Here is a 23,559-nt window from a genome sequence, read left to right on the forward strand (position 1 = left end):
GTCATCCGGGATAATCCCCGGCCATGAACCCTCTGTTGCCCCTGCTCCAACCCTACCCGTTTGAACGTCTGCGCCAGCTGTTTGCCGGTGTCACGCCCAACCCCGCTTACACACCGATCAGCCTGGGCATTGGTGAACCCAAACACGCCACCCCACCCTTTATCCAGCAAGCGCTGTGTGAGGCGATCAACCGCGCCCCCAGCGGCCTGGCCGCTTACCCGGCCACAGCCGGTGAACCCGCGCTGCGCCAGGCTTTTGCCGACTGGATCCAAAAACGCTATGGCCTGAGCGTCAACCCGTTCACCCAGACATTGCCCGTCAACGGCTCGCGCGAGGCGCTGTTTTCACTGACCCAAACCATCATCAACCCGGGTGACAGCGCGGTGACGTGTGTGAAGCCCATCGTGGTTTGCCCCAATCCGTTCTACCAAATCTACGAGGGTGCTGCACTGCTTGCTGGGGCCGAGCCGTATTACGTGGCCAGTGACCCGGCGCGCAACTTTGCGCCCGATTGGGACAGCGTGCCCGACGCCGTGTGGGCGCGCACCCAGCTGCTGTTTGTTTGCTCCCCCGGCAACCCCACCGGTGCGGTGATGCCCTTGTCTGAGTGGCAAAAGCTGCTGGACCTGAGTGAACGTTTTGGTTTTGTGATTGCCAGCGACGAGTGTTACAGCGAGATCTACTTCCGCAACGAGCCACCGCTGGGTGGCTTACAAGCCGCAACACAACTGGGCCGCAGCGATTTCAAAAACCTGATCTCACTCACCAGCCTGTCCAAACGCAGCAATGTGCCGGGGCTGCGCAGCGGTTTTGTCGCGGGTGATGCGGCCATCATCAGCGCTTTTTTGCTCTATCGCACCTACCACGGCTGTGCCATGAGCCCGGTGGTGCAAACGGCCAGCATCGCCGCCTGGGGCGACGAGGACCACGTGGTGGCCAACCGCACGCTGTACCGAGCCAAGTTTGCCGAGGTGACCCCACTGCTGGCCGAGGTGCTGGATGTCGCTTTGCCCGATGCCGGTTTTTACCTGTGGGCCAAGGTGGCTGGCGATGAGCTGGCTTTCACCCGCGACCTGTACGCAAATTACAATGTGACCGTGTTGCCGGGTTCGTTCCTGGCGCGCGAAGCGCAGGGCAGCAACCCCGGCGCTGGTCGTATCCGCATGGCACTGGTCGCCGACAGCGCCGAATGTGTACAAGCCGCTCACCGTATCCGGGACTTTGTCAAACAGCGGTCTGCCGCTTGACCCACCCTTTTTTTCCTCTGACTCACCACACCTACCATGACCCAACAATTGCAAACCCTTTTGGACGCCGCCTGGGAAGACCGAGCCAACCTGTCAGCTGCCAGTGCCCCCAAAGAAGTGACCGATGCCGTCGAACACGTCATCCACCAGCTCAACAACGGCCAGCTGCGTGTGGCCAGCCGTGACGGTGTGGGCCAGTGGACCACCCACCAGTGGATCAAAAAGGCGGTGCTGCTGAGCTTCCGTCTGCGTGACAACGAGTTGATGAAAGCCGGTGACCTGAGCTTTTACGACAAGGTGCAAACCAAGTTCTCGGACCTGGACGAAGCCGGCATCAAGGCCACCGGCGTGCGCATCGTGCCCCCGGCCGTGGCGCGCCGTGGCAGCTACCTGGCCAAGGGTGTGATCCTGATGCCCTCGTTTGTGAACATCGGCGCCTATGTGGACGAAGGCACCATGGTCGACACCTGGGCTGCCGTGGGCTCATGCGCCCAGATCGGCAAAAACGTGCACCTGAGCGGTGGCGTGGGTATTGGTGGTGTGCTGGAGCCGATGCAGGCCAACCCGACCATCATCGAAGACAACTGCTTCATCGGCGCCCGCTCCGAAATTGTCGAAGGTGTCATCGTCGAAGAAAACTCGGTGATCTCCATGGGTGTCTACATCGGCCAAAGCACCCCGATTTACGACCGCGCCACCGGCACCGTGAGTTATGGCCGTATCCCGGCCGGCTCGGTGGTGATCTCCGGCAACCTGCCCAAGGACGGCGGCAAATACAGCCTGTACGCAGCCATCATCGTCAAGCGTGTGGATGCCCAAACCCGGGCCAAGACCAGCCTGAACGACCTGCTGCGCGACTGATCCCCACCCCGCAGCCGCGCCCTCCTCCACTCACCCAAAGGCACACCCACATGGCCAGCACCGACAGTCCCAACGAGGGCACCATGCGCCGTTTGTTGCGGCTGATGTCCGAGAAACGTGCGTCGGACATCTACCTGTCGGCGCACTCACCGGCGCTGATCCGCATCAACGGTGTGTGTGTGCCGATCAACAGCCAGCTGCTGCCGCCCGATGCGCCGCTGAGCCTGCTGTGTGAAATTCTTCCTGAGCAGCAGATCCAGGAGCTCAAAGCCAACAACGAGCTCAATGTGGGTTGGTCGATGACGGGGGTTGGGCGCTTTCGTGTCAGCGCCTTGCGCCAGCGTGGCTCGTTTGCGGTGGTGATCCGTTTTATCGTCAACGAGGTGCCGCCGATGTCGACACTGGCGCTGCCGTCAGTGCTGGCCGATCTGATGCTGCAAAAGCGCGGCTTGATCCTGATGGTAGGCGCCACCGGCTCGGGCAAAAGCACCACGCTGGCCTCGATGATCGACCACCGCAACGCCAATTTGTCGGGGCACATCCTGACCATTGAAGACCCGATCGAGTTTTTGTTCAAGAACAAGCGCTCGGTGGTGAATCAGCGCGAGATCGGCACCGACACCGAGTCCTTGCAGGTGGCGCTCAAAAACGCGCTGCGCCAGGCGCCTGACGTGATCATGATCGGCGAAATCCGCGACCAAGACACCATGACCGCGGCCATCACCTACGCCCAGACCGGCCACCTGTGCCTGGCCACCTTGCACGCCAACAACAGTTACCAGGCCCTCAACCGGATCTTGAGCTTCTTCCCGGTGGAAGTGCGCCCCACCATGCTGGGGGACCTGGCCGCCTCGCTACGTGCCATCGTGTCGCAGCGGCTGCTGCAAACCGTGGCCAGCACCCGCACACCGGCGGTGGAGATCATGCTCAACACCCGACTGGTGAGTGAAATGATCGAAAAAGGCAACTTCTCGGGCATCGTCGAGGCCATGGAGAAATCCCTGGCCGAAGGTAGCCAGACCTTTGAGCAAGACATTGCCCGCCTCATCATGGCCGGCATCGTCGAGCGCAAGGAAGGCCTGGCCAATTCGGACTCCCCTACCAACCTGATGTGGCGCCTGCAGAACGACTTCACCAGCCAGGCCAACTCCCTGGCCAAAGCCAATGAGCCCGACCCGGATGACCGGGCCACCTTCACCGAAATCACCCTGGACATGAGCCAGTAGCCAGCCCGTGCCCATGACCGCGACCCTCGACCTGGCCCAGCAACTGATTGCCTGCCCTTCTGAAACACCTCTTGACGCAGGTTGCCTGACCCTGATCGGCCAGCGCCTGGCCGCCCTGGGTTTTGTGCTGGAAACCCTGCATTGCGGGCCCCAAGACCAGAGCGTCACCAATTTATGGGCAAAACGGCCTTCAGCTCTCATAAAACAAGGGGGTACAGCTAGCAAGTTGATAGTTTTTGCAGGCCACACCGATGTGGTGCCCAGCGGCCCGCTGACCAGTTGGCACAGCCCACCCTTCACACCCAGCGTGCGTGACGGCAAGCTCTATGGGCGTGGCGCGGCCGACATGAAAACCTCGCTCGCGGCCTTCGTCGTGGCCACAGAAGAGTTCCTGCACGCCCAGCCGGACACACCCCTGGCCATTGGCTTTTTGCTCACCAGCGACGAGGAAGGCCCAGCGCTTGACGGCACGGTGCGCGTGGTGAACCTGCTGCGTGAACGCGGTGAGCGGCTGGACTACTGCATTGTGGGTGAACCAACCTCGGTGCAACGCACTGGCGACATGATCAAAAATGGGCGCCGCGGGTCACTCAGTGGCCGTCTCACCGTCAAAGGGGTGCAGGGCCACATCGCCTACCCGCATCTGGCCAACAACCCGATCCATCAACTGGCCCCCGCACTGGCCGAGTTGGTGGCCACCGAGTGGGACGCGGGCAATGCCTTCTTCCCACCCACCAGCTGGCAGGTCAGCAACATCCATGGCGGCACCGGTGCGGGCAATGTGATTCCGGGCACGGTGGTGGTGGATTTCAACTTCCGCTTCAGCACCGAGTCGACGCCTGAAGCACTGCAAACGCGCCTGCAAGAGGTGCTGACCCGGCATGGGCTGGACGTTGACCTGGTCTGGACCCTGAGTGGTCTGCCGTTTTTGACCCCACCCGGCACGCTGGTCGACGCGGTCGTGGCCGCCATCCAGGCCGAGACCGGCCTGACACCCGAACTCTCCACCAGCGGTGGCGCCAGTGATGGGCGTTTTATTGCCAGCATCTGCCCGCAGGTGATTGAGCTGGGCCCACCCAATGCCAGCATCCACAAGGTGAACGAACACATTGCCCTGGCCGACATCGAGCCCTTGAAGAACATTTACCGCCGCGTGCTGGACAACCTGAGTACCTGAACCCCATGCCTTTGTCCCCCTCTCCCACACTGAACCTGCTGCAATGTGTGCAACAAGCCGAACAGCGGCTCACGCAGGCCGGTGTCGCTTTTGGCCATGGCACCACCAATGCCTTTGACGAGGCCGCCTGGCTGGTGCTGTGGCGCCTGGGCCTGCCGCTGGACACCTCGCTTGATCCTGACGATGAGGCATCAAAACGTGCTGTAACCCTTGAAGAGCAAGGGCTGATAGCTACTTTAATTGAAGCACGCATCAGCACCCGTCAACCCGCCGCCTACCTGACCAAAGAGGCCTGGCTGCAGGGCGTGGCTTTTTATGTGGACGAACGCGTCATCGTGCCGCGTTCGCTGATTGCCGAAGTGCTGATGGAAGGCAACCTGGACTACTGGCTCAGTGCCGAGACCCACCGCGTGCTGGATTTGTGCACCGGCAACGGCAGCCTGGCGGTGATCGCCGCCATGGTCTACCCGGATGTGAAGGTACAGGCTTCCGACATCAGCCAGGACGCGCTCGATGTGGCGCGCATCAACATCGATCGCCACGGCCTGCACGAACGCATTGCGCTGCGTCAGGGTGACGGCATTCCCAAAACCGGCAGCCACTACGACCTGATCCTGTGCAACCCGCCTTACGTGAACGCGCAAAGCATGGCCGAGTTGCCGCCTGAGTTCAAGGCCGAACCGGCGCTGGCGTTGGATGGCAACACGGCGGGCGGCAGCGATGGCATGGACTTCATCCGCCAGCTGTTGTCGGATGCGCCTGCACAGATGTCTGAAGAGGCTGTTTTGGTGCTCGAAATTGGCCACGAGAGACCCCACTTCGAAGCGGCCTTTCCCGGGCTGGAAGTGATCTGGCTGGAGACCAGCGCGGGTGAAGACCAGGTGCTGCTGATGACACGCGAAGCCCTGGTGGCCTACCAAGCGCAGGCCCACCTGAGCAGCGCTCAAGCCTTTACCCTGTGCGGCGTATCGAGCGCCGAAGACTACGCGCTGTTTGGCCAACTGCTGAAGGAGTACGCGGACAAGGATCTGGCCGACGCCGCCAACAGCAGCATCTGGAAAGATCTGGAGGCCCTGCCTGAGCGTTATGGCCCGCCCCACGGTGCCGCTGTGCTGGCCTATGCGGGGGAGACCCTGGTTGGCTGTGGCGCCCTCACCAACACCCAACACACCGGCGTGGCCGAGGTCAAACGCATTTATGTGCGCGAGGCTTTTCGCCGCCAGGGGCTGGCCCGCACCCTGACCCAACAGCTGATGGCCCAGGCGCAAGCCATGGGCTACCACACCGCAGCCATCAGCACCTGGCCTGAGAACACCCAGGCCCTGGCGTTGTACCAACAACTGGGCTTTGAGCCCATTGCCCCGTTCAAAGTCCATCCCTACGCACAACTGGTTTTTCTGGGCGTGCCGCTCAGCCCGGCCACACCCAAGCTCCCTACATGATCACCCTCAAAAATGTCACCCTGCGCCGCAGCGCCAAAGTCCTGCTCGAAGGCGCCTCCGTCACCCTGAACCCCGGCGAAAAAGTGGGCTTGGTCGGGCGCAACGGCGCGGGCAAATCCTCGCTGTTTGCCTTGTTCAACGGTAGCCTGCACGAAGATGTGGGTGAGTACTACATCCCGACCCAATGGCGCATGGGCCAGGTGGCCCAGGACATGCCTGAAACCGAGCAATCCGCCACCGACTTTGTGGTGGATGGGGACACGGCCCTGCTGGCCGCGCAACAGGAAGTCACCGCGTCTGAGGCCACCGAGGACTATGACCGCATGGCCCACGCTTACATGGCCTTGCAGGATGCTGGCGCCCATGATGCACCGGCACGCGCGCAGGCGCTGATCCTGGGCCTGGGTTTCAAAACCACCGAACTCACCAACCCGGTCAATAGCTTCTCAGGCGGCTGGCGCATGCGCTTGCAACTGGCCCGAGCCCTGATGTGCCCGAGTGACCTGCTGCTGCTGGACGAACCGACCAACCACTTGGACTTGGATGCCTTGGTCTGGTTGGAGGCCTGGTTGCAGCGTTACCAGGGCACGATGATTGTCATCAGCCATGACCGCGAGTTCCTGGATGCGGTGACCAACGTCACCCTGCACATCGACGCGGGCAAACTGGTGCGTTACGGCGGCAACTACAGCAAGTTTGAGGACATGCGTGCCGAGAAGATGGAGCTGCAACAAGCGGCGTTTGCCAAACAGCAGGACAAGATCGCCCACCTCAAGAAGTTCATCGACCGCTTCAAGGCCAAGGCCAGCAAGGCCAAACAGGCGCAAAGCCGGGTCAAGGCGCTGGACCGCATGGAAAAGATTGCACCGCTGCTGTCCGAGGCAGACTTCACCTTCGAGTTCAAGGAACCGGCGAACCTGCCCAACCCGATGTTGTCGATGACCGGTGTGAGTTTTGGTTACCCGGCGCCTGCAGATGCACCTGAGGGCACACCACCGACCGTCATCGTCCACAACGTCAGCAAATCGGTGCTGGCGGGCCAGCGCATCGGTATTTTGGGTGCCAACGGCCAAGGCAAATCCACGCTGGTAAAAACCATCGCGCGTGATCTTCAGGCCATTGGTGGTGAGATCACCGAAGGCAAGGGTTTGAACATCGGCTACTTTGCCCAGCAAGAGCTTGACGTGTTGCGCCCCACCGACACGCCGCTGGAGCACATGATCCGCCTGGTCAAAGACATGACTGCGGCTGGCAAGATCGCTGGCCAGCAGACGCGTGAACAGGATTTGCGCAGTTTCCTGGGCACCTTCAACTTCAGCGGCGACATGGTCAAACAGGCGGTGGGCAGCATGAGCGGCGGCGAAAAAGCCCGGCTGGTGTTGTGCATGATGGTCTGGCAACGCCCCAACCTGCTGCTGATGGACGAGCCCACCAACCACCTGGATTTGGCCACCCGCGAGGCGCTGGCGATGGCGCTCAACGAGTTTGAGGGCACGCTGATGCTGGTCAGCCACGACCGGGCGCTGCTGCGCTCAGTCTGTGACGAATTCTGGATGGTGTCACGCGGCGGTGTGGAACCGTTTGACGGTGACCTGGACGACTACCAGAAATACCTGCTCGACGAAGCCAAACGCCAGCGTGAAGCCATCAAGGAAGCCAGCAGCGCCGCCGCCAAGGCCGAGCGCAAAGCCCAGGCCGAAGCCGCTGCCGCAGCCACCAAGGCCAAGTCCAAACCCGCGCCCACCGGTTCCCTCAAACGCAAGTTGCAGGACATTGAAGCGCGTATGACGGTGCTCAATACCGAAGGCGCAGCGCTGGAAGGCCATTTGAGCCAGTCCCCTCCGCCATCCGACTTTGCCAATTTGGGCAAACGCCTCAAAGCGCTCAACGAAGAGCTGCAGGGCCTAGAGGAACAGTGGCTGGAGGTGTCGCAGCAAATAGAATCCGCCACAGCCTGAGTCCGGGCTCGCTTTCACGGGGAAACAACATGATTTTGGTCACTGGCGGCGCTGGTTTCATCGGCGCCAACTTCGTTCTCGACTGGCTGTCCCACAGCGACGAGCCCGTCCTCACCCTCGACAAACTCACCTACGCAGGCAATGTCGAAAACCTGCAAACCCTGCAGGGCGACCCCCGCCACACCTTGGTGCAAGGTGACATCGGTGACCGCGATCTGGTGGCCCAGCTGCTGACCCAGCACCAACCCCGTGCTGTCATCAACTTTGCGGCCGAGAGCCATGTGGACCGCAGCATCCACGGCCCTGGTGACTTCATCCAGACCAACATCGTGGGCACCTTCAACCTGCTCGAAGCTGTGCGCGGTTATTGGTCAGCCCTGCCTGCTGCAGACAAAGCATCCTTCCGCTTCCTGCATGTGTCCACCGACGAGGTTTATGGCTCCTTGGCAAAGGATGACCCCGCTTTCACCGAGTCCAGCCACATCGAACCCAACAGCCCGTATTCCGCCAGCAAAGCCGCCAGCGACCACCTGGTGCGTGCCTGGCACCACACCTACGGCCTGCCGGTGCTCACCACCAACTGCAGCAACAACTACGGCCCCTACCACTTCCCCGAGAAACTCATCCCGCTGCTGATCGTCAACTCCCTGGCTGGCAAACCCCTGCCGGTGTACGGTGACGGCCAACAAATCCGCGACTGGCTCTACGTCAAAGACCACTGCAGCGCGATTCGCCGTGTCTTGGAAGCGGGCCGTCTGGGTGAGGTATACAACGTCGGTGGCTGGAACGAAAAAGCCAACATCGACATCGTGCACACCGTGTGTGCCCTGCTCGACGAGTTGCGCCCACGTGCCGATGGCCAGCCCTACAAAAACCAGATCACCTATGTGACCGACCGCCCCGGCCACGACCGCCGTTACGCCATCGATGCGCGCAAGCTCGAATCTGAACTCGGCTGGAAACCCGCTGAGACCTTTGAGACCGGCATCCGCAAAACGGTGCAGTGGTACCTGGACAACCCGGACTGGGTGGCCCATGTGCAAAGCGGTGCTTACCGCGACTGGGTCCAGAAGCAATACGCCGGTTCATCGTCGGGCCAATGATGTAATATCTCCTTGTGTTATGACACAGGAGAATTCAATGACCACCGTCACCGCCAAATTGTTCATGAGTGGCCGCAGCCAGGCGATCCGGCTCCCGGCCAAGCTGCGACTTGCCGCCAAAGAGGTTCAGATCGAGCAGATGGGTGACGGGTTGTTGATTCGCCCCGAGCCCGAACCAGGGCAAAACATGGGCGTGTGGCTGCAGCACTTTTATGACAGCACACCGGCACTGCCCGAAGAGTTTTTGGTTGAACGCCAGGATGCACCCGCGCAGACGCGTGACTGGTCATTGAGTTGACAAGTTACAAACATGCTGCGTACGCTGGACACCAACATCTGCAGCTATGTGCTGCGCCGTCGGCCAGCGGCTATGCTGGAACGGTTTGCGACACTGAACCGTCAACAGTTGTGGCTCTCTGGCATCGTGGCGGCGGAACTGCGCTTTGGCGCGGCCAAGCTGGGTGTGCCACGTTTCACAAGCGCCGTCGAGACTTGGCTGGCAGGTTTTGAGGTGCAAGCTTGGCCCGTGCAGGCCACAGAACATTACGCCCATATTCGCGCCAAGCTGGAGCGCGACGGCAACATCATCGGTGCGATGGACTTGTTGATTGCCGCGCACGCGCTGGCAAACGATTCGGTCCTGGTCACCAACAATGCCCGGGAATTTGCCCGGGTTCCAGGCTTGGCTATTGAAGAATGGCAACTCAATTGAATATGACAAGAATATTGCTCCTGGGCAAAGGTGGCCAGGTCGGCTGGGAGTTGCAACGCAGCCTCAGCCCTCTGGGTGAACTCATCGCGCTGGACCACGACAGCACCGACTATTGTGGTGATTTCAGCAACCTGACGGGTCTGGCCGACACCGTGCGTGCCATTCGCCCGGACCTCATCGTCAACGCCGCTGCCCACACCGCGGTGGACAAGGCCGAGAGTGAACCGGAGCTGGCCCGCACCCTCAACGCCCTGGCGCCCCAAGTGCTGGCCACTGAGTCCGCCAAGCTCGGTGCCTGGCTGGTGCACTACAGCACCGACTATGTCTTTGACGGCAGTGGTGACACACCCTGGGTCGAGACCGACAGACCTGGCCCCTTGAGCGTGTATGGCGCCACCAAGTTAGAGGGTGAGCAACTCATCGCTGCGGCCAACCCGCGCCACCTGATCTTCAGAACCAGCTGGGTCTATGCCGCACGCGGTGGCAACTTTGCCAAAACCATGCTGCGCCTGGCGCAAGAGCGTGAACGCCTGACCGTCATCAACGACCAGATCGGTGCCCCCACCGGGGCTGACTTGCTGGCTGATGTGACAGCGCATGCCATTTGCCAAGTAACGCGCCAGCCAGACGGCGAGAAAGACGCTGGGCTGTACCACCTGGTCGCCGGTGGCCAGACCAGCTGGTTTGACTATGCCAAACACGTGATAGCCCAGGCCCAGCTTGTGCAACCCGCTCTTCAAATCAAAGCACAGCAGGTTGACCCGGTGCCCACCAGCGCCTTCCCGACCCCGGCCAAACGCCCGTTTAACTCGCGCTTGAACACCACCAAGCTACAAGCCAGCTTCGGTTTGACCCTGCCGCCGTGGCAGACCGGGGTCAACCGGATGCTGGCAGAGATTCTTTAAACCTCCAGGGAGCAGACAGATGAGCAATACAAGCAACCGCAAAGGCATCATCCTGGCCGGTGGCTCCGGCACCCGTCTCTATCCGGTGACACAAGCTGTCTCCAAACAGTTGATGCCGGTGTACGACAAACCAATGATCTATTACCCCTTGAGCACCCTGATGCTCTCGGGCATCCGCGAGGTGCTGATCATCTCCACCCCGCAAGACACGCCACGCTTTGCCGAACTCTTGGGTGACGGCAGCCAATGGGGCATGAGCATCAGCTACGCGGTGCAACCCTCTCCTGACGGTTTGGCACAAGCCTTCATCATCGGGCGCGAGTTTGTTGGCAACAGCCCCAGTGCCCTGGTGCTGGGTGACAACATCTTCTACGGCCATGATCTGGTCAAACAACTGGCCCATGCCAATGAGCGCAGCAGCGGGGCCAGCGTCTTTGCCTACCATGTGCATGACCCCGAGCGTTATGGCGTGGTGGCCTTTGACGAGCAGATGCGCGCCATCAGCATCGAAGAAAAGCCCAAGGCACCGAAGAGCAACTACGCGGTCACCGGCTTGTACTTCTATGACAACCAGGTGTGTGACATTGCCGCCAGTATTCAGCCGTCTCACCGGGGCGAGCTGGAGATCACCGACGTGAACAAACGCTACCTGGAACAGAACCAGCTCAACGTCGAGATCATGGGCCGGGGTTATGCCTGGCTGGACACCGGCACCCATGACAGCTTGCTGGAAGCGGCCAGCTTCATCGCGACGCTGCAAAAGCGTCAAGGTTTGCAGGTGGCCTGTCCGGAAGAGATTGCTTTTGCGCAGAAGTGGATCGATGCGGCGCAGATCCAGAAGCTGGCCACACCGCTGGCCAAGAATGGGTATGGGCAGTATTTGCTGGGCTTGCTGAGCTGAGCTTGATGCTGACGTATCTCTCCAGCCAACCAAGCCACCACCTTATTCATTACTTCACTCTTTATAGCTATCAGCCCTTATCAATAAAGGGCTGAAACCACTTTTTATGCCCTACACCGTCATCCCCACCTCGCTGCCCGAGGTTCTGATCCTGGAGCCCAAAGTCTTTGGGGACGCCAGAGGTTTTTTCTTTGAGAGCTTCAATGCACGTGACTTCGCCCAGTGCACCGGACTCGACGTGCAGTTTGTTCAAGACAACCACAGCAAATCGGCCCAAGGGGTGCTGCGCGGTCTGCACTACCAGATCCAGCACCCGCAGGGCAAGCTGGTGCGGGTGACACACGGCGAGGTGTTTGACGTGGCGGTGGACTTGCGAAAAAGCTCACCCACCTTCGGGCAATGGGCGGGTGTGGTGCTCTCAGCTGAGAACAAACGTCAGCTCTGGGTGCCACCGGGTTTTGCCCATGGTTTTGTGGTCACCAGCGAGAGTGCCGAGTTCTTGTACAAGACCACCGATTACTGGTACCCCGAGTTTGAGCGCAGCCTGTTGTGGAATGACCCGAGCGTGGGCATCACCTGGCCGATTCAGAGTGAACCCTTGCTGGCGGCCAAGGACAAGGCGGCGCTGACGCTGGATACCGCTGAAGTCTTCTCATAAAACCCGCAAACCTGTAATCAACCGATCTTCCTGCACAGTTTGGACCCAATAAAAAAGCCCGCACAAAGCGGGCCTTTTTGTGTCTGGTGACATACCCGTCGCCATCAGCCCATGTGCAAACCACCATTCACCGAGAACTCTGCGCCGGTGGCGTAACCACCTTCATCGGAGGCCAACCAAGCGATGATGGAGGCAATTTCGCTGGGTTCACCCAGACGTTTGACCGGCACGGTGGCCACAATCTTGTCGAGCACTTCCTGGCGGATGGCTTTGACCATGTCGGTGCCGATGTAACCCGGGCTCACCGTGTTGACGGTGACGCCCTTGTTGGCCAGCTCCTGCGCCAGCGCCATCGAAAAACCATGCATACCGGCCTTGGCCGCCGAGTAATTGGTTTGCCCGGCCTGGCCCTTGACGCCGTTCACACTGCTGATGTTGATGATGCGGCCCCAGCCTTTTTCCACCATGTCACCGACCACCTGCTTGGTGACGTTGAACATCGAGTTGAGGTTGGTCTCAATCACCGCGTCCCAGTCTTCGCGGGTCATCTTCAGGAACATGCGGTCACGCGTGATGCCTGCGTTGTTGACCAGCACGTCGATGCTGCCATGTTCAGCCTTGGCCTTGCTGAAGGCAGCCACCGTGGAATCCCACTCCCCCACATTGCCCGCCGAGGCATAAAAGGTGAAACCGGCGGCCGCCTGTTCGGCCAGCCACTTGGCGTAGTCGCGTGTCGGGCCACAGCCAGCAATGACCTTGAAACCCTCTTTGCTCAGCCGCTGGCAGATGGCGGTACCGATACCACCCATGCCACCCGTGACATACGCTACTTTTTGACTCATCAACTGCTCCTGTTTGTCCATCATTGAGTCGTGATGATAGACGGGGAATCAGCGCTCCAAGGCGAGGGAAACCCCCATACCACCACCAATACACAGGGCAGCCAGGCCCTTTTTGGCATTTCTGCGCTGCATTTCGTGTAACAGTGTTACCAAGATACGACAGCCAGACGCACCAATCGGGTGGCCGATGGCAATCGCACCGCCATTGACGTTGACCTTGGCCGGGTCCACTTCGAGCTGCTGGTTCACCGCACAGGCCTGGGCTGCAAAGGCTTCATTGAGCTCAAACAGATCAACATCCTGCACGCTCCAACCTGCCCGAGCCAAGGCTTTGCGCGAGGCAGGCACCGGGCCCAGACCCATGGTGGCGGGGTCCAGCCCGCTGGTGCCAAACGCGGCAATCCGTGCCAGTGGGGTCAAGCCCAGGGCCGCCGCCTTTTTGGCCGTCATGACCACCACAGCAGCAGCACCGTCATTGATGCCTGAAGCATTGCCCGCAGTGACCGTCCCGGCCTTGTCAAACGCCGGGCGCAGACCGGCCAACGCTTCGGCATTGGTTTTTCGGTTCAGGAACTCGTCGGTGTTGAACACCAATGGGTCACCCTTGCGCTGCGGGATCTGCACACTGACAATTTCATCCTTGAACCGGCCCGAGTCCTGCGCGGCGGCGGCTTTAAGCTGGCTGCCAAGGGCCAGCACGTCCTGCATGTCGCGGGTGATGCCGCAGGCCTTGGCCACGTTTTCAGCGGTGATGCCCATGTGGTAATTGTTGTAGACGTCCCACAAGCCATCCACAATCATCGAGTCGATCATCTTCCAGTCACCCATGCGCTGGCCGTCGCGGCTGCCTTGCAACACGTGGGGGCTGGCGCTCATGTTTTCCTGGCCACCGGCAATCACGATCTCGCTGTCACCCCAGGCCACGGCTTGAGCCGCCAACATGACCGATTTCAGCCCCGAGCCACACACCGCATTGATCGTCAGCGCCGGGGTTTCCTGGGAGAGCCCTGCCTTCAAAGTGGCTTGACGCGCCGGGTTTTGCCCCTGGCCAGCAGCCAGCACCTGGCCCATGATGACCTCACCCACCTGATCGGCAGACAACTTGGCGCGAGCCAAGACCTCACGGATCACGATGCTGCCCAACTCGGGCGCCGACACCTTGGCCAGAGAACCTCCAAACTTGCCCACTGCGGTACGCGCTGCCGAAACGATAACGATGTCTTCCATGCTGCTTCCAGAGTTGTAGTTAGAAAAAAAGTCCAAAAAGTAGAATCAGGCCTTGGCCAGCACATACCGACCGGGCGCGGGCTCGATCACCTTGTGTTTGCCCTTGCCATAGGTCTTGGGTGCGGCGATTTGTTTGCCAGCCTGGGCTGCCAGCCAGGTCGACCAGTCGGTCCACCAGCTGCCCGGATGCTCCACGGCGCCCTGCATCCACTCGTCGTGGGTCTTGGGCAGCTTGTCGTCATCACGCACCCAGTAACAACGCTTGTTTTTGGCCGGTGGGTTGATCACACCGGCAATGTGGCCCGAAGCCCCCATGACAAAACGCTTTTTGCCTGGCAGGTATTGCGTGGTGGCGTAGGCGCCGTTGATCGGCACGATGTGGTCTTCACGCGAGCCGTAGATGTACACCGGCATATCGACCTTGCCCAGATCCACCTTCTGCCCACACACGGTGGCCTGCCCCGGCTTGGTGAGTTTGTTTTCCAGATAGGTGTTGCGCAGGTACCAGGCGTAGAACGGGCCCGGCAGGTTGGTGCTGTCGCTGTTCCAGTACAGCAGGTCAAACGGTGGCGGGGTTTCGCCCTTGAGGTAGTTGCCCACCACATAGTTCCAGACCAGGTCATTGGGGCGCAAAAAGCTGAAGGTGGTGGCCAGATCGCCACCCTTCATCAAACCGCCCTTGCCCATTTCCAGTTCGCGGTAGCTGACAAACGCTTCATCGATGAACAGGTCCAGCACACCGGTGTCAGAAAAATCCAGCATCGAGGTCAGGAAGGTGGCACTGGCCACCGGCTTTTCACCACGCGCTGCCAGCACCGCCAGCGCGGTCCCGAGCATGGTGCCACCCACACAAAAGCCCAACGCGTTGATGGTTTTGGCGCCAGACACCTCCTGCGTCACCGTGATGGCCTTGATGACCGCGTTTTCGATGTAGTCGTCCCAGGTGGCTTTGGCCAAGGAGGCATCGGGGTTGCGCCAGCTCACCAGGAAGGTGCGGTGACCCTGCGCCACCGCATAACGCACTACCGAGTTGTCGGGCTGCAGGTCCAGGATGTAGAACTTGTTGATACATGGAGGCACCAGCAGGAAGGGTTTCTCGTAGACCTTGTCGGTCAGGGGTTTGTACTCGATCAGCTGGAAGAACTCGTTCTCGAACACCACCGCACCTTCGGTGGTGGCCACGTTTTGGCCCACATGGAACAGGCTCTCGTCAGTCATCGAGATGTGGCCTTGCTGCATATCGTGCAGCAGGTTTTGCAGGCCCTTGCTGATGCTCTCGCCATTGGTGTCCAGCGCCTTTTTCTGCGCTTCGGCGTTGAGTGCCATGAAGTTGCTGGGGGCGGCGGCGGCGGTAAGTTGCTCTACCGTGAAGCGGATGCGGGCACGGGTTTTGTCATCGGTCTCCACCGCGTCGGCCATGGCTGCCAGCGTCTTGGCGTTGAGCAGATAAGCCGCAGCGGTAAAAGCCGCCATCGGGTTGGCGGCCCAGGCCGGGTCTGCAAAACGCCGGTCCTTGAGCACATGCTCCCCTTTGAAGCTGTTGTTCCAGAGCTCGGTCGCATCTTTGAGAAACTGTTGCTGCAACTCCTGCAGCTTGTCTGGCGAGAAGGACACCTGTGGCGGCTTGGTCGTGGGCGCCATCAGCTTGGCACCGGCCTGGCCCAGGTCCATGTTCTTGAACGACTCAAAGGCTTTGCCCCAGGTGTCAACCATGGATTGCTGAAACTGCTGCGCCGTTTGCAACCATTGTTGCTGTGTCTCTTCTTTCATGGGTTACCCTTTCTCAGCCAGGTTGATGACAAAACCCTAGTATGCTGGAAGAAGGCATTCGGCAAGCTGACAAACGGTTCAAAAGACCCAGACCCCAAGCGGGGCTAGGCTGCGGCCACGACCACCCGGTTGCGCCCTGCCCGCTTGGCGCTGTACAAGGCTGCATCCGCTTTCTGGAGCCAAGCCTTGGCTGCAAGGTCCGCACCGTGCACCCAGGCCAGACCGATACTGACAGTCACCGGGATCGGCAGACCGTCGTGCTCAATGCGCAAAGCCGCCACCTTCTCACACAAGCGCCGGGCAATGGCCAAGGCCTCGGCCTCGGTCACCACAGGAAGGTAGATCACGAACTCCTCCCCGCCCACACGAGCCAGCAAGTCCGAGCTGCGCAACTCTTCCTGCAGACAGCGGGCAAAGGCGACCAGCACCTGGTCACCCGCAGCATGGCCGTGCCGATCATTGATCTGTTTGAAACGGTCGATATCCAGCTGAGCAATGGCACTGTGGGCTGGCAGCACAAGCGGCAGGCGTTGCGCCAGCCAACGCCGGTTTCCGGTACCAGTCAAGGGGTCGGTCAATGCCGCCAACTCCAGTCGGACTTCTGCGCGCTCGTTGGACAGGGTGGCCACAGCCAGCGCGATGCCAAAGTGACAGAACATCTGCACATAAAAGGCCCAGGCAAATCCGTCTGATCCGGCGGTACCTGTCACGATGTACACCAGCCGCAGAGCATAGATGCCGCCACTCAGTGCCAGCAAAGCGGCCAGCAGCGTGCGTGATGGCAGGGGCTCTTGATGGCGGTCGCGCAAGGTGTCAAAGGTACACACCGCCAGCACCAGCGCCGCTGTCCCATGGAAGACCCCCGCCCGGGTGAGGTTCTGCAAAGGGAAACCAGTGGCAACGCTCATCACAAGAACAGCTGCCAGCAGCATCCACATGACATGCCAGCGCACACGCCAGCGACCACTGAACTGGCGTACCCCCACCCAGAAGCAGATGTAGCCACCCACGCCCAACAGCAAACTGCCATGGGTCCATAACCATTCGGGCAACACGGCGTATTCACCACTCCAGGCCACCGTCGAGCCGAGGGCCAGCAAGAGGTACGCTGCTGCCAGATACCCCAAGCCCTGGGGTCTGCAGGAGTGACGGCGGATGTGGACGATGCTCAAGGCGCCCGCCACCAAGGAGGTGTTGTAGACCAGGATAACGGTGGGCAAATCCAGATGGATATTCATGCGTTTTGCAGATTACACGGTCTGCGTTGTGTTCAAGCGGGCGAGTCTGTCAGCCTTGCGCTTGGCCAAGCGCCTGATACCCAGAGGGCCAAGGTCCTATTCTGCGACAAGCCTGTTAAAAATACCGGTCAAAATCACGCCATGTACCTTGTTCCCATTGCCTGGCTGTATGTGGCGCTGATGATGGCGCTGGCCGAAGCCACCAACAGCAACGGCACCGTGCTCGGCGCGGTCATCACCTTTGTGTTTTATGGACTGCTGCCAGTTGGCCTGGTGTTATACCTGATGGGCACGCCGGGACGCAAGCGTGCCATCAAGGCCAGAGAACAAGCTGAGCGGGCGGCCGCCGGCGCAGCAGCTCAGGCGCAGGCCTCAGGTGTCGCGCCAGATGCTGACCGCCAGCCGACCGCTGACCCGGTCGCGCCGGTGCGAAAAGAACCATGAGGACTGCGTTACGGTGCACCAGTCGGCACTGCCGTCATTGCCATAAACCTGGGTGATGCCCATACCTGCCAGCCGTTGACGCGCCAGCCCGGCCAAGTTGGCCAGCCATTTGCCGCCACCCAGCGGGACAAACATTTGCTCAGCCTGGGTATCTTGTTCGACAAATGCGGTGCGCACTTCGTCCCCCACCTCAAAGGCTGTCGGACCAATACACGGCCCCAGCCACGCTATGACTTCTGTATCTACCTGCCCTTTTTCCATAAGGGCTAGAGCACAAAAAGACTGATAAGTCTGCTCCAATACACCGACACCACCGTTCCCGGCCAGACCGCGCCAACCGGCATGCGCTGCACCCACCCAGGCACCTTTCCTGGTGGTAAACAGCACCGGCAAACAGTCCGCCACCATGATGGTGCAGGCGATGCCCGGCACATCGGTGATGCAGGCGTCGCCCACGCTGGCGTTGGGGGTGGTCGCATCCAGGCGCAGCACCTCGGTGCCGTGCACCTGGGTCAGAAACACCGGCTGGGCGCCGATGGCTTGTTGCAGGATGGCCCGGTTAGCCGCCACTTGGGCCGGGTCGTCGCCCACATGGTCGCCCAGGTTCAGGCTGTCATAAGGCGCGTTAGAGACACCACCCACGCGGGTGGTGCACACCGCATGCACACCGGCTGGCGCGGGCCAGTCCGGTGTGAGCCAATCAGTGCGCGCCGTGGACCTTGTCATAGGCTTTGAGTAATTGGTGGTGCATCTCACAGCCCTCCAAAGCCAGGCCGGGCGCGCTCAGACCCATGAAGCGGTCTTCCTGCATGATCAATGCGTGCGCCTGGGCCAGCGGACCGGCGCCATACAACAGTTCCAACGCGTCTAGATACGGGCCGCTGTCACCCATGTCGGCCAGGTGGATCAGGTTCTGGATACACGCGTAGATCGGTTTGCGCTGGGGGTTGAGCTGGTCAAAGTTCAGTATCCACTCACAGCCTTCGAGCGTGGCGGCTTCGTCACCCACGGCCAGGGCCAGCAGGGTTTTGAGCTCACCCAGGCGCAGATCGGCCCAGAACGAGCCTGCGTCTGCCGCCAGGCCAATCAACGCGGGCACCGGGCGATGGTCGGCCAGGTTGGACTCGTTGAGCGTCTCCAACAGGTCGGTGCACTCTTCGTCGTCGAGGTCGCTGAGGTTCAGGATGGCTTCGCGGATCGGGTTGGCGATGCTGTTGTTCTCGAACTCCAGGTCGTCGATCGGGTAAATCTCGGACAGGCCCGGCACCAGGATGCGGCAGGCGTACACGCCCAGGTGGGTGAAGTCGGCCACATAGATGTCATGGCCGTCGGCATGTAGGCGCTGCACACACCAGGCGTAGTCTTCGGCCGTGGTGCTGCTGAAGTTCCAGTCGACAAATTCATAGTCGGGCTGGTTGCCCAGGAACTTCCAGTGGATCACGCCGCTGGAGTCGACAAAGTGGATTTCGATGTTGGTGGAGCTGGCGGTCTCGTCCAGATCAAAGCCCGGTGCCGGAAAGCCCGACAAGGCATCGAGCGCACGGCCTTGCAGCAACTCGGTCAAGGCGCGTTCCAGCGCCACCTCAAAACGCGGGTGCGCGCCAAAGCTGGCAAAACAGCCCTGGTCCTGCGGGTTGAGCAGGGTCACATTCATCACCGGGTACTGGCCGCCCAAAGAGGCGTCTTTCACCAGAATGCCAAAACCAGCCTCACGCAAAGCGGCGATACCCTTGGCAATCCGTGGGTAGCGTGCTATCACTTTTTCAGGCACATCGGGCAGGCAAATGCCTTGACTGATGATGCGTGCCTTGATCGCGCGCTCAAAGATTTCGGACAGCGCCTGGGTGCGCGCTTCCATGGGGGTGTTGCCCGCCGACATGCCGTTGCTGACATACAGGTTGCCAATGATGTTGACCGGAAAGTAGACGATGGCGCCGTCCGACTCTCGCACGTAGGGGATGGCGCAGATGCCGCGCTCCTCGTTGCCGGAGTTGAACTCCACCAGACGCTCGGCTTCGATGTCGCCTTGCGGGTTGTAGAGCGCCTGAAGCTCGGGTGTCAGCAGCGTGGTGGGCCAGCTGCCGTCTTCGGGCAGGGCAAACCAGCGCTCTTGCGGGTAGTGGACAAAGTCGCGGTTCGCCACATCCAGCCCGAGGTAAAAGTGGGTCCAGAAATAGTTGGTGGACAGGCGTTCGACAAACTCGCCCAGGGCGCTGGCCAGACAGGCCAAGCGGCTGGCACCCTTGCCATTGGTGAACAGCAGCGGGCAGTCGCGGTCACGGATGTGGACCGACCAGATGCCCTCCACCGGGTTGAGCCAGCTGCGTTCTTCAATGTGAAAGCCCAGTTGCTGCAGCTTGCCTTGCAGCGTGCTGATGGTGGACTCGAGGGCGGCGTCTTTGCCGGTGATAAACGTGGTGTTGTGCATGGGGTGAGGATAACAGTGGCCCGGTGGACACCGATGGGGGTGACTAGAATGGGTCTGTTCACCGAGAACCACTCACCAGATCGCCCTTCAGCCCTTATTGGGAAAGGGCCAACCGCTATCAATCTTGATTCAAAGGCAGCACCATGATCCTCGAACTCGCTGACATCACGATCCACCCGCAACACAACGCCGCGTTTGAAGAGGCTATCCAGCGCGGTCTGAGCACCGTCATTGCCCATGCCAAAGGTTTTGAAGGCTTCAAGGTGAACCGCTGCATCGAGAACCCCCAGCGTTATGTGCTGCAGATCTTCTGGACCACCCTCGAAGACCACACCGTGGGCTTTCGTGAGTCGCCCGCTTTTGGTGAATGGCGCGCCATCGTCGGGCCGTTTTTTGCCAGCCCGCCGGTAGTGCAGCATTTTGATCTGGTGGCCAAATCGGCCTGAAGCCCGCGTATACCAAGCACCAACTGCAACCAAAAAGAGAGCACCATGAACTTTGTTTTTTCCCCGGCCGCCGCCGTGACCGTGCCGGTGACCGGCAGCGATGCCCAGTTTCCGGTGCACCGCATCTACTGCGTGGCGCGCAACTATGAAGACCACGCCAAAGAGATGGGCCAACTCAACCGCGAGCCGCCATTTTTTTTCATGAAACCCGCGGACGCTGTGCTGGTCTGCCAGCCCGGCCAGACGGCCCAACTGCCCTACCCCAGCCTGACCAGCAATCTGCACCATGAGGTCGAGCTGGTGGTGGCGATGGGCACCGGTGGCCAGGACATCCCGGTTGAGCAGGCGCTTAGCCACATCTTTGGTTACGCCGTGGGCCTGGACATGACCCGGCGCGACCTGCAAAACGACATGAAAAAGCAGGGCCGCCCCTGGTGCATCGGCAAAGGCTTCGATTTTTCGGCGCCGATCGGGTCGATCACAGCCGCCAACGCGGTCCCGGGCATCCACAGCGCAGACATCAGCCTGCAGGTCAACGGTGTGGCGCGTCAGAGCAGCCAGATCAGCCAGATGATCTGGAACGTGGCCGAGACCATCGCACAACTCTCCACCGCCTGGACCCTGCAACCCGGCGACCTGATCTACACCGGCACCCCGGCAGGCGTGGCTGCGGTGGTGCGGGGAGACCGCTTGCAGGCCAGCATCAGCGGGCTGAGCCCCATCACGCTGCAGGTGGTGTGACAAAGTGGGTTGAAACCACTGGCCCATGCTGGGCTGTCACAAGGCTGGCATGGTTTCAAATTACACTGGCAACATGCATCGTCCCCCCCTCCAACATTGCCGAAAATGCGGCCACGCGGTGGAGTACCGCATCCCGGACGACGGCGATACCAAAATACGCGCCGTCTGCCCGGCCTGCCACACGGTGCACTACGACAACCCGCTCAACGTGGTCGGCACCATCCCCGTCTGGGACAACAAGGTGCTGCTGTGCAAACGCAACATCGAACCCCGTTTTGGCAAGTGGACGCTGCCCGCAGGGTTCATGGAACTCAACGAAACCGTGGCCGAAGGCGCGGCCCGCGAGACGCTCGAAGAAGCCGGTGCGCAGTTCGAGATGGGCGAGTTTTTCTCGCTGGTGAACATCGCCCGGGTTGGCCAGGTCCACCTGTTTTACCGGGCGCGCTTGCTCAGCGACCAGTTTGATCCAGGCTTTGAGACCATTGAGGCTCGCCTGTTCACCGAAGACGAGGTGCCTTGGGACGAGATCGCTTTTCGCACCGTGGGCGAAACCCTCAAGCGGTTTTTTGCCGACCAGCGTGCGGGTCAGTTCTCGATCCATGTCTTTGATATCACCTGAGCTGCTCGCCAGCGCCGAGCTGTGGTTTTACCGCGCTGGCAGCTACTTTGTCACCAGCATCCTGGACGACCCGGCCTGGCTGGCGCTGATGTTTTGTTAACGTTTTACGGCGCAATCCCTTATATAACAAGGGCTGAAAGCTATTCTTTTTAATACCCCATGTTGCCTTGTTACGTCCTGCTTGACCTGGAAACCACCGGCGGCAACGCACAACGTGATCAGATCACCGAGATTGCCGCGGTGCGTGTGGAGCACGGCGTGGAAGTGGCACGCTGGAGCACCCTGGTCAACCCGGGCGTCCATATCTCCAGCTTCATCGAACAACTCACCGGCATCAGCAACGCGATGGTGGCTGATGCACCCCGCTTTGACGAGGTGGTACCCCAACTGCTGAAACTGCTGGACGGTGCGGTGCTGGTGGCGCACAACGTGCGTTTTGACCACGGCTTCTTGCTGCACGCCCTGGCGCGTTTGGACGTGGCCCTGCGCTGCAAAACCCTGTGCACCGTGCGTCTGTCGCGGCTGCTCTACCCCGGTGTCAAAGGCCATGGGCTGGACGCCATCATGCAGCGCCACGGCATCTCCACCGAGTCGCGCCACCGCGCTTTGGGCGACGTGCTGGTGATGCAGACCTGGCTGGCGCAGGTCACCCAGCAGTTTGGCGCCGAACATCTGCAACGCCAGGCGCAGGTGCTGTTACAAGGCAGCGCCGCGCTGCCACCGCAACTTGACACCAACGTGGCCGACATCCCCGAAGGCCCGGGTGTCTACCTGTTTTACGGCGAGAGCGCACTGCCAATCTACGTGGGCAAAAGTGTCAGGCTGCGCAGCCGTGTCATGTCGCACTTCTCTGCCAGCAGCCGCGAGCCGCGCGAGATGCGCATTGCCCAGGAAATCCGCCGCATCGAATGGATCGAGACCGCGGGTGAAGTGGGCGCGTTGCTGCTCGAAGCCCGCTTGGTCAAACAGCACCAGCCGCTGCACAACCGCCAGTTGCGCCGTGAGAACAACCTCTGCGCCTGGCGGCTGGACGCCAACCCCAATGCCCGCCCGCTGCTGAGCCTGGTGCGCGGCGCCGAGCTGAGCCCGCAACAGTTTGGCCAGCTGTACGGCCCCTATCGCTCGAAAAACCAGGCTTTAAGCAGCCTGCGCGAACTGGCCGAGCAACACCAGCTGTGCCCACAGGCGCTGGGCCTGGAGTCCGGCAAAGGCCGCTGTTTTGCGCATCAGATCGGCCACTGCAAAGGTGTGTGCTGCGGCGAGGAAACACCTGAGCGCCACCACCTGCGCCTGCAGCTGGCGCTGAGCGCCAACAAATTGCGCGTCTGGCCGTTCGGCGGACCGGTGGGCCTGCGTGAACACAACCCACACACCGGTCAAGCTGACATCCATCTCTTTGACCAATGGTGCCACCTGGCCACGGTGCGCAGCGACGAGGAACTGACCGATGCCCTGCAAACCCGTACCGAGGTGCTGGCCTTTGACCTGGACAGTTACCGCCTGGCGCTCAAGTACTTGACGCCACCGGGCAAATCCGGCACCACGGTGCTGGAACTCGGATCCATGAGAGAAAAAGACCTCTAGCCCTTTGAATACAAGGGTGAGTAGCTATGG

Annotated in this window: 23 protein-coding genes and 1 pseudogene; 18 read left to right on the plus strand and 6 right to left on the minus strand. The window is 60.8% G+C overall.

The window, feature by feature from the left end; all coding sequences use genetic code 11:
• Positions 1–23: 23 nt before the first annotated feature.
• The 13 genes and pseudogenes from dapC to rfbC all read left to right on the plus strand — a co-directional run bounded on the left by dapC (position 24) and on the right by rfbC (position 12,190).
• Positions 24–1,247: a succinyldiaminopimelate transaminase gene (gene dapC, locus RF819_RS02335; RefSeq protein ID WP_078363482.1), complete on the plus strand. Its 1,224-nt coding sequence runs from the start codon at positions 24–26 to the stop codon at positions 1,245–1,247.
• A 36-nt stretch (positions 1,248–1,283) separates the two neighbouring features.
• The gene (dapD, locus tag RF819_RS02340) at positions 1,284–2,108 is read left to right on the plus strand and encodes a 2,3,4,5-tetrahydropyridine-2,6-dicarboxylate N-succinyltransferase (protein WP_078363483.1); all 825 of its coding nucleotides are present in this window, start codon (positions 1,284–1,286) and stop codon (positions 2,106–2,108) included.
• A gap of 50 nt (positions 2,109–2,158) precedes the next feature.
• Positions 2,159–3,334, plus strand: a complete 1,176-nt coding sequence (locus RF819_RS02345) for a PilT/PilU family type 4a pilus ATPase (protein ID WP_242472782.1) — start codon at positions 2,159–2,161, stop codon at positions 3,332–3,334.
• Between the two features lie 13 nt (positions 3,335–3,347).
• Entirely contained in the window at positions 3,348–4,511 is a 1,164-nt protein-coding gene (dapE, locus tag RF819_RS02350; protein WP_078363484.1) for a succinyl-diaminopimelate desuccinylase, read from the plus strand.
• A 5-nt stretch (positions 4,512–4,516) separates the two neighbouring features.
• A pseudogene (gene prmB / locus RF819_RS21615) lies at positions 4,517–5,425 on the plus strand (50S ribosomal protein L3 N(5)-glutamine methyltransferase); the annotation flags it as partial.
• Positions 5,402–5,953 carry a GNAT family N-acetyltransferase gene (locus RF819_RS21620; protein WP_242472786.1) on the plus strand — a complete coding sequence of 184 codons (552 nt, stop codon included), beginning with the start codon at positions 5,402–5,404 and terminating at the stop codon, positions 5,951–5,953. The pseudogene prmB and the gene RF819_RS21620, both read left to right, overlap by 24 nt.
• The gene (locus tag RF819_RS02360) at positions 5,950–7,911 is read left to right on the plus strand and encodes an ABC-F family ATP-binding cassette domain-containing protein (RefSeq protein WP_078363485.1); all 1,962 of its coding nucleotides are present in this window, start codon (positions 5,950–5,952) and stop codon (positions 7,909–7,911) included. Before RF819_RS21620 ends, RF819_RS02360 begins: the two co-directional genes overlap by 4 nt.
• Before the next feature lie 29 nt (positions 7,912–7,940).
• Positions 7,941–9,014 carry a dTDP-glucose 4,6-dehydratase gene (rfbB, locus tag RF819_RS02365; RefSeq protein WP_078363486.1) on the plus strand — a complete coding sequence of 358 codons (1,074 nt, stop codon included), beginning with the start codon at positions 7,941–7,943 and terminating at the stop codon, positions 9,012–9,014.
• Positions 9,015–9,051: 37 nt separating this feature from the next.
• Complete coding sequence (locus RF819_RS02370) at positions 9,052–9,312, plus strand: antitoxin (protein ID WP_200224132.1); 261 nt, start codon at positions 9,052–9,054, stop codon at positions 9,310–9,312.
• 12 nt (positions 9,313–9,324) lie between these two features.
• A complete protein-coding gene (locus RF819_RS02375) occupies positions 9,325–9,726 on the plus strand; it encodes a type II toxin-antitoxin system VapC family toxin (protein ID WP_078363487.1) in 402 nt (133 codons plus the stop codon).
• A 2-nt stretch (positions 9,727–9,728) separates the two neighbouring features.
• Positions 9,729–10,631 carry a dTDP-4-dehydrorhamnose reductase gene (gene rfbD, locus RF819_RS02380; protein ID WP_078363488.1) on the plus strand — a complete coding sequence of 301 codons (903 nt, stop codon included), beginning with the start codon at positions 9,729–9,731 and terminating at the stop codon, positions 10,629–10,631.
• Positions 10,632–10,650: 19 nt separating this feature from the next.
• Entirely contained in the window at positions 10,651–11,532 is an 882-nt protein-coding gene (rfbA, locus tag RF819_RS02385) for a glucose-1-phosphate thymidylyltransferase RfbA (RefSeq protein WP_078363489.1), read from the plus strand.
• A gap of 106 nt (positions 11,533–11,638) precedes the next feature.
• Positions 11,639–12,190, plus strand: coding sequence for a dTDP-4-dehydrorhamnose 3,5-epimerase (gene rfbC / locus RF819_RS02390; RefSeq protein WP_078363490.1), 552 nt, complete (start codon positions 11,639–11,641; stop codon positions 12,188–12,190).
• A 104-nt stretch (positions 12,191–12,294) separates the two neighbouring features.
• Here rfbC and phbB read toward each other — a convergent pair whose 3' ends face one another.
• The 4 genes from phbB to RF819_RS02410 all read right to left on the minus strand — a co-directional run bounded on the left by phbB (position 12,295) and on the right by RF819_RS02410 (position 17,267).
• Positions 12,295–13,032 (minus strand): acetoacetyl-CoA reductase, encoded by a 738-nt coding sequence (gene phbB / locus RF819_RS02395; protein WP_078366730.1) that lies wholly within the window; start codon positions 13,030–13,032, stop codon positions 12,295–12,297.
• A 48-nt stretch (positions 13,033–13,080) separates the two neighbouring features.
• On the minus strand, positions 13,081–14,259 hold the full coding sequence (locus RF819_RS02400; protein WP_078363491.1) for an acetyl-CoA C-acetyltransferase: 1,179 nt from the start codon (positions 14,257–14,259) through the stop codon (positions 13,081–13,083).
• Positions 14,260–14,304: 45 nt separating this feature from the next.
• A complete protein-coding gene (gene phaC, locus RF819_RS02405; RefSeq protein ID WP_078363492.1) occupies positions 14,305–16,029 on the minus strand; it encodes a class I poly(R)-hydroxyalkanoic acid synthase in 1,725 nt (574 codons plus the stop codon).
• A gap of 104 nt (positions 16,030–16,133) precedes the next feature.
• Positions 16,134–17,267: a GGDEF domain-containing protein gene (locus RF819_RS02410; RefSeq protein ID WP_078363493.1), complete on the minus strand. Its 1,134-nt coding sequence runs from the start codon at positions 17,265–17,267 to the stop codon at positions 16,134–16,136.
• Between the two features lie 141 nt (positions 17,268–17,408).
• Here RF819_RS02410 and RF819_RS02415 point away from each other — a divergent pair, with 141 nt between their 5' ends.
• Complete coding sequence (locus RF819_RS02415) at positions 17,409–17,711, plus strand: hypothetical protein (protein ID WP_078363494.1); 303 nt, start codon at positions 17,409–17,411, stop codon at positions 17,709–17,711.
• On the opposite strand, the gene pgeF is transcribed toward RF819_RS02415, so the two are convergent.
• A complete protein-coding gene (pgeF, locus tag RF819_RS02420) occupies positions 17,640–18,437 on the minus strand; it encodes a peptidoglycan editing factor PgeF (RefSeq protein ID WP_078363495.1) in 798 nt (265 codons plus the stop codon). The genes RF819_RS02415 and pgeF overlap by 72 nt on opposite strands.
• The gene (gene ycaO / locus RF819_RS02425; protein ID WP_078363496.1) at positions 18,412–20,139 is read right to left on the minus strand and encodes a 30S ribosomal protein S12 methylthiotransferase accessory factor YcaO; all 1,728 of its coding nucleotides are present in this window, start codon (positions 20,137–20,139) and stop codon (positions 18,412–18,414) included. The genes pgeF and ycaO overlap by 26 nt, the downstream gene beginning before the upstream one ends.
• Before the next feature lie 143 nt (positions 20,140–20,282).
• On the opposite strand from ycaO, the gene RF819_RS02430 reads away from it, so the two are divergent.
• The 4 genes from RF819_RS02430 (at position 20,283) to RF819_RS02445 (ending at position 23,529) form a co-directional block, all read left to right on the plus strand.
• Positions 20,283–20,585: an antibiotic biosynthesis monooxygenase family protein gene (locus tag RF819_RS02430; RefSeq protein ID WP_078363497.1), complete on the plus strand. Its 303-nt coding sequence runs from the start codon at positions 20,283–20,285 to the stop codon at positions 20,583–20,585.
• 45 nt (positions 20,586–20,630) lie between these two features.
• Entirely contained in the window at positions 20,631–21,326 is a 696-nt protein-coding gene (locus RF819_RS02435) for a fumarylacetoacetate hydrolase family protein (RefSeq protein ID WP_078363498.1), read from the plus strand.
• A gap of 73 nt (positions 21,327–21,399) precedes the next feature.
• Entirely contained in the window at positions 21,400–21,945 is a 546-nt protein-coding gene (locus RF819_RS02440) for an NUDIX hydrolase (protein WP_078366731.1), read from the plus strand.
• Positions 21,946–22,104: 159 nt separating this feature from the next.
• Positions 22,105–23,529, plus strand: a complete 1,425-nt coding sequence (locus RF819_RS02445) for an exonuclease domain-containing protein (RefSeq protein WP_078363499.1) — start codon at positions 22,105–22,107, stop codon at positions 23,527–23,529.
• The last annotated feature ends 30 nt before the right edge of the window (positions 23,530–23,559 follow it).

It is taken from the genome of Rhodoferax fermentans (assembly GCF_002017865.1).
In the GTDB taxonomy this organism is placed as follows: Bacteria; Pseudomonadota; Gammaproteobacteria; order Burkholderiales; family Burkholderiaceae_C; genus Rhodoferax; species Rhodoferax fermentans.

Bases quoted from the DNA above. Each gene is read 5' to 3' on its own strand.
- dapC (WP_078363482.1), top strand. From the start codon at position 24: ATGAACCCTCTGTTGCCCCTGCTCCAACCCTACCCGTTTGAACGTCTG.
- dapD (WP_078363483.1), top strand. From the start codon at position 1,284: ATGACCCAACAATTGCAAACCCTTTTGGACGCCGCCTGGGAAGACCGA.
- RF819_RS02345 (WP_242472782.1), top strand. From the start codon at position 2,159: ATGGCCAGCACCGACAGTCCCAACGAGGGCACCATGCGCCGTTTGTTG.
- dapE (WP_078363484.1), top strand. From the start codon at position 3,348: ATGACCGCGACCCTCGACCTGGCCCAGCAACTGATTGCCTGCCCTTCT.
- RF819_RS21620 (WP_242472786.1), top strand. From the start codon at position 5,402: ATGACACGCGAAGCCCTGGTGGCCTACCAAGCGCAGGCCCACCTGAGC.
- RF819_RS02360 (WP_078363485.1), top strand. From the start codon at position 5,950: ATGATCACCCTCAAAAATGTCACCCTGCGCCGCAGCGCCAAAGTCCTG.
- rfbB (WP_078363486.1), top strand. From the start codon at position 7,941: ATGATTTTGGTCACTGGCGGCGCTGGTTTCATCGGCGCCAACTTCGTT.
- RF819_RS02370 (WP_200224132.1), top strand. From the start codon at position 9,052: ATGACCACCGTCACCGCCAAATTGTTCATGAGTGGCCGCAGCCAGGCG.
- RF819_RS02375 (WP_078363487.1), top strand. From the start codon at position 9,325: ATGCTGCGTACGCTGGACACCAACATCTGCAGCTATGTGCTGCGCCGT.
- rfbD (WP_078363488.1), top strand. From the start codon at position 9,729: ATGACAAGAATATTGCTCCTGGGCAAAGGTGGCCAGGTCGGCTGGGAG.
- rfbA (WP_078363489.1), top strand. From the start codon at position 10,651: ATGAGCAATACAAGCAACCGCAAAGGCATCATCCTGGCCGGTGGCTCC.
- rfbC (WP_078363490.1), top strand. From the start codon at position 11,639: ATGCCCTACACCGTCATCCCCACCTCGCTGCCCGAGGTTCTGATCCTG.
- phbB (WP_078366730.1), bottom strand. From the start codon at position 13,032: ATGAGTCAAAAAGTAGCGTATGTCACGGGTGGCATGGGTGGTATCGGT.
- RF819_RS02400 (WP_078363491.1), bottom strand. From the start codon at position 14,259: ATGGAAGACATCGTTATCGTTTCGGCAGCGCGTACCGCAGTGGGCAAG.
- phaC (WP_078363492.1), bottom strand. From the start codon at position 16,029: ATGAAAGAAGAGACACAGCAACAATGGTTGCAAACGGCGCAGCAGTTT.
- RF819_RS02410 (WP_078363493.1), bottom strand. From the start codon at position 17,267: ATGAATATCCATCTGGATTTGCCCACCGTTATCCTGGTCTACAACACC.
- RF819_RS02415 (WP_078363494.1), top strand. From the start codon at position 17,409: ATGTACCTTGTTCCCATTGCCTGGCTGTATGTGGCGCTGATGATGGCG.
- pgeF (WP_078363495.1), bottom strand. From the start codon at position 18,437: ATGACAAGGTCCACGGCGCGCACTGATTGGCTCACACCGGACTGGCCC.
- ycaO (WP_078363496.1), bottom strand. From the start codon at position 20,139: ATGCACAACACCACGTTTATCACCGGCAAAGACGCCGCCCTCGAGTCC.
- RF819_RS02430 (WP_078363497.1), top strand. From the start codon at position 20,283: ATGATCCTCGAACTCGCTGACATCACGATCCACCCGCAACACAACGCC.
- RF819_RS02435 (WP_078363498.1), top strand. From the start codon at position 20,631: ATGAACTTTGTTTTTTCCCCGGCCGCCGCCGTGACCGTGCCGGTGACC.
- RF819_RS02440 (WP_078366731.1), top strand. From the start codon at position 21,400: ATGCATCGTCCCCCCCTCCAACATTGCCGAAAATGCGGCCACGCGGTG.
- RF819_RS02445 (WP_078363499.1), top strand. From the start codon at position 22,105: ATGTTGCCTTGTTACGTCCTGCTTGACCTGGAAACCACCGGCGGCAAC.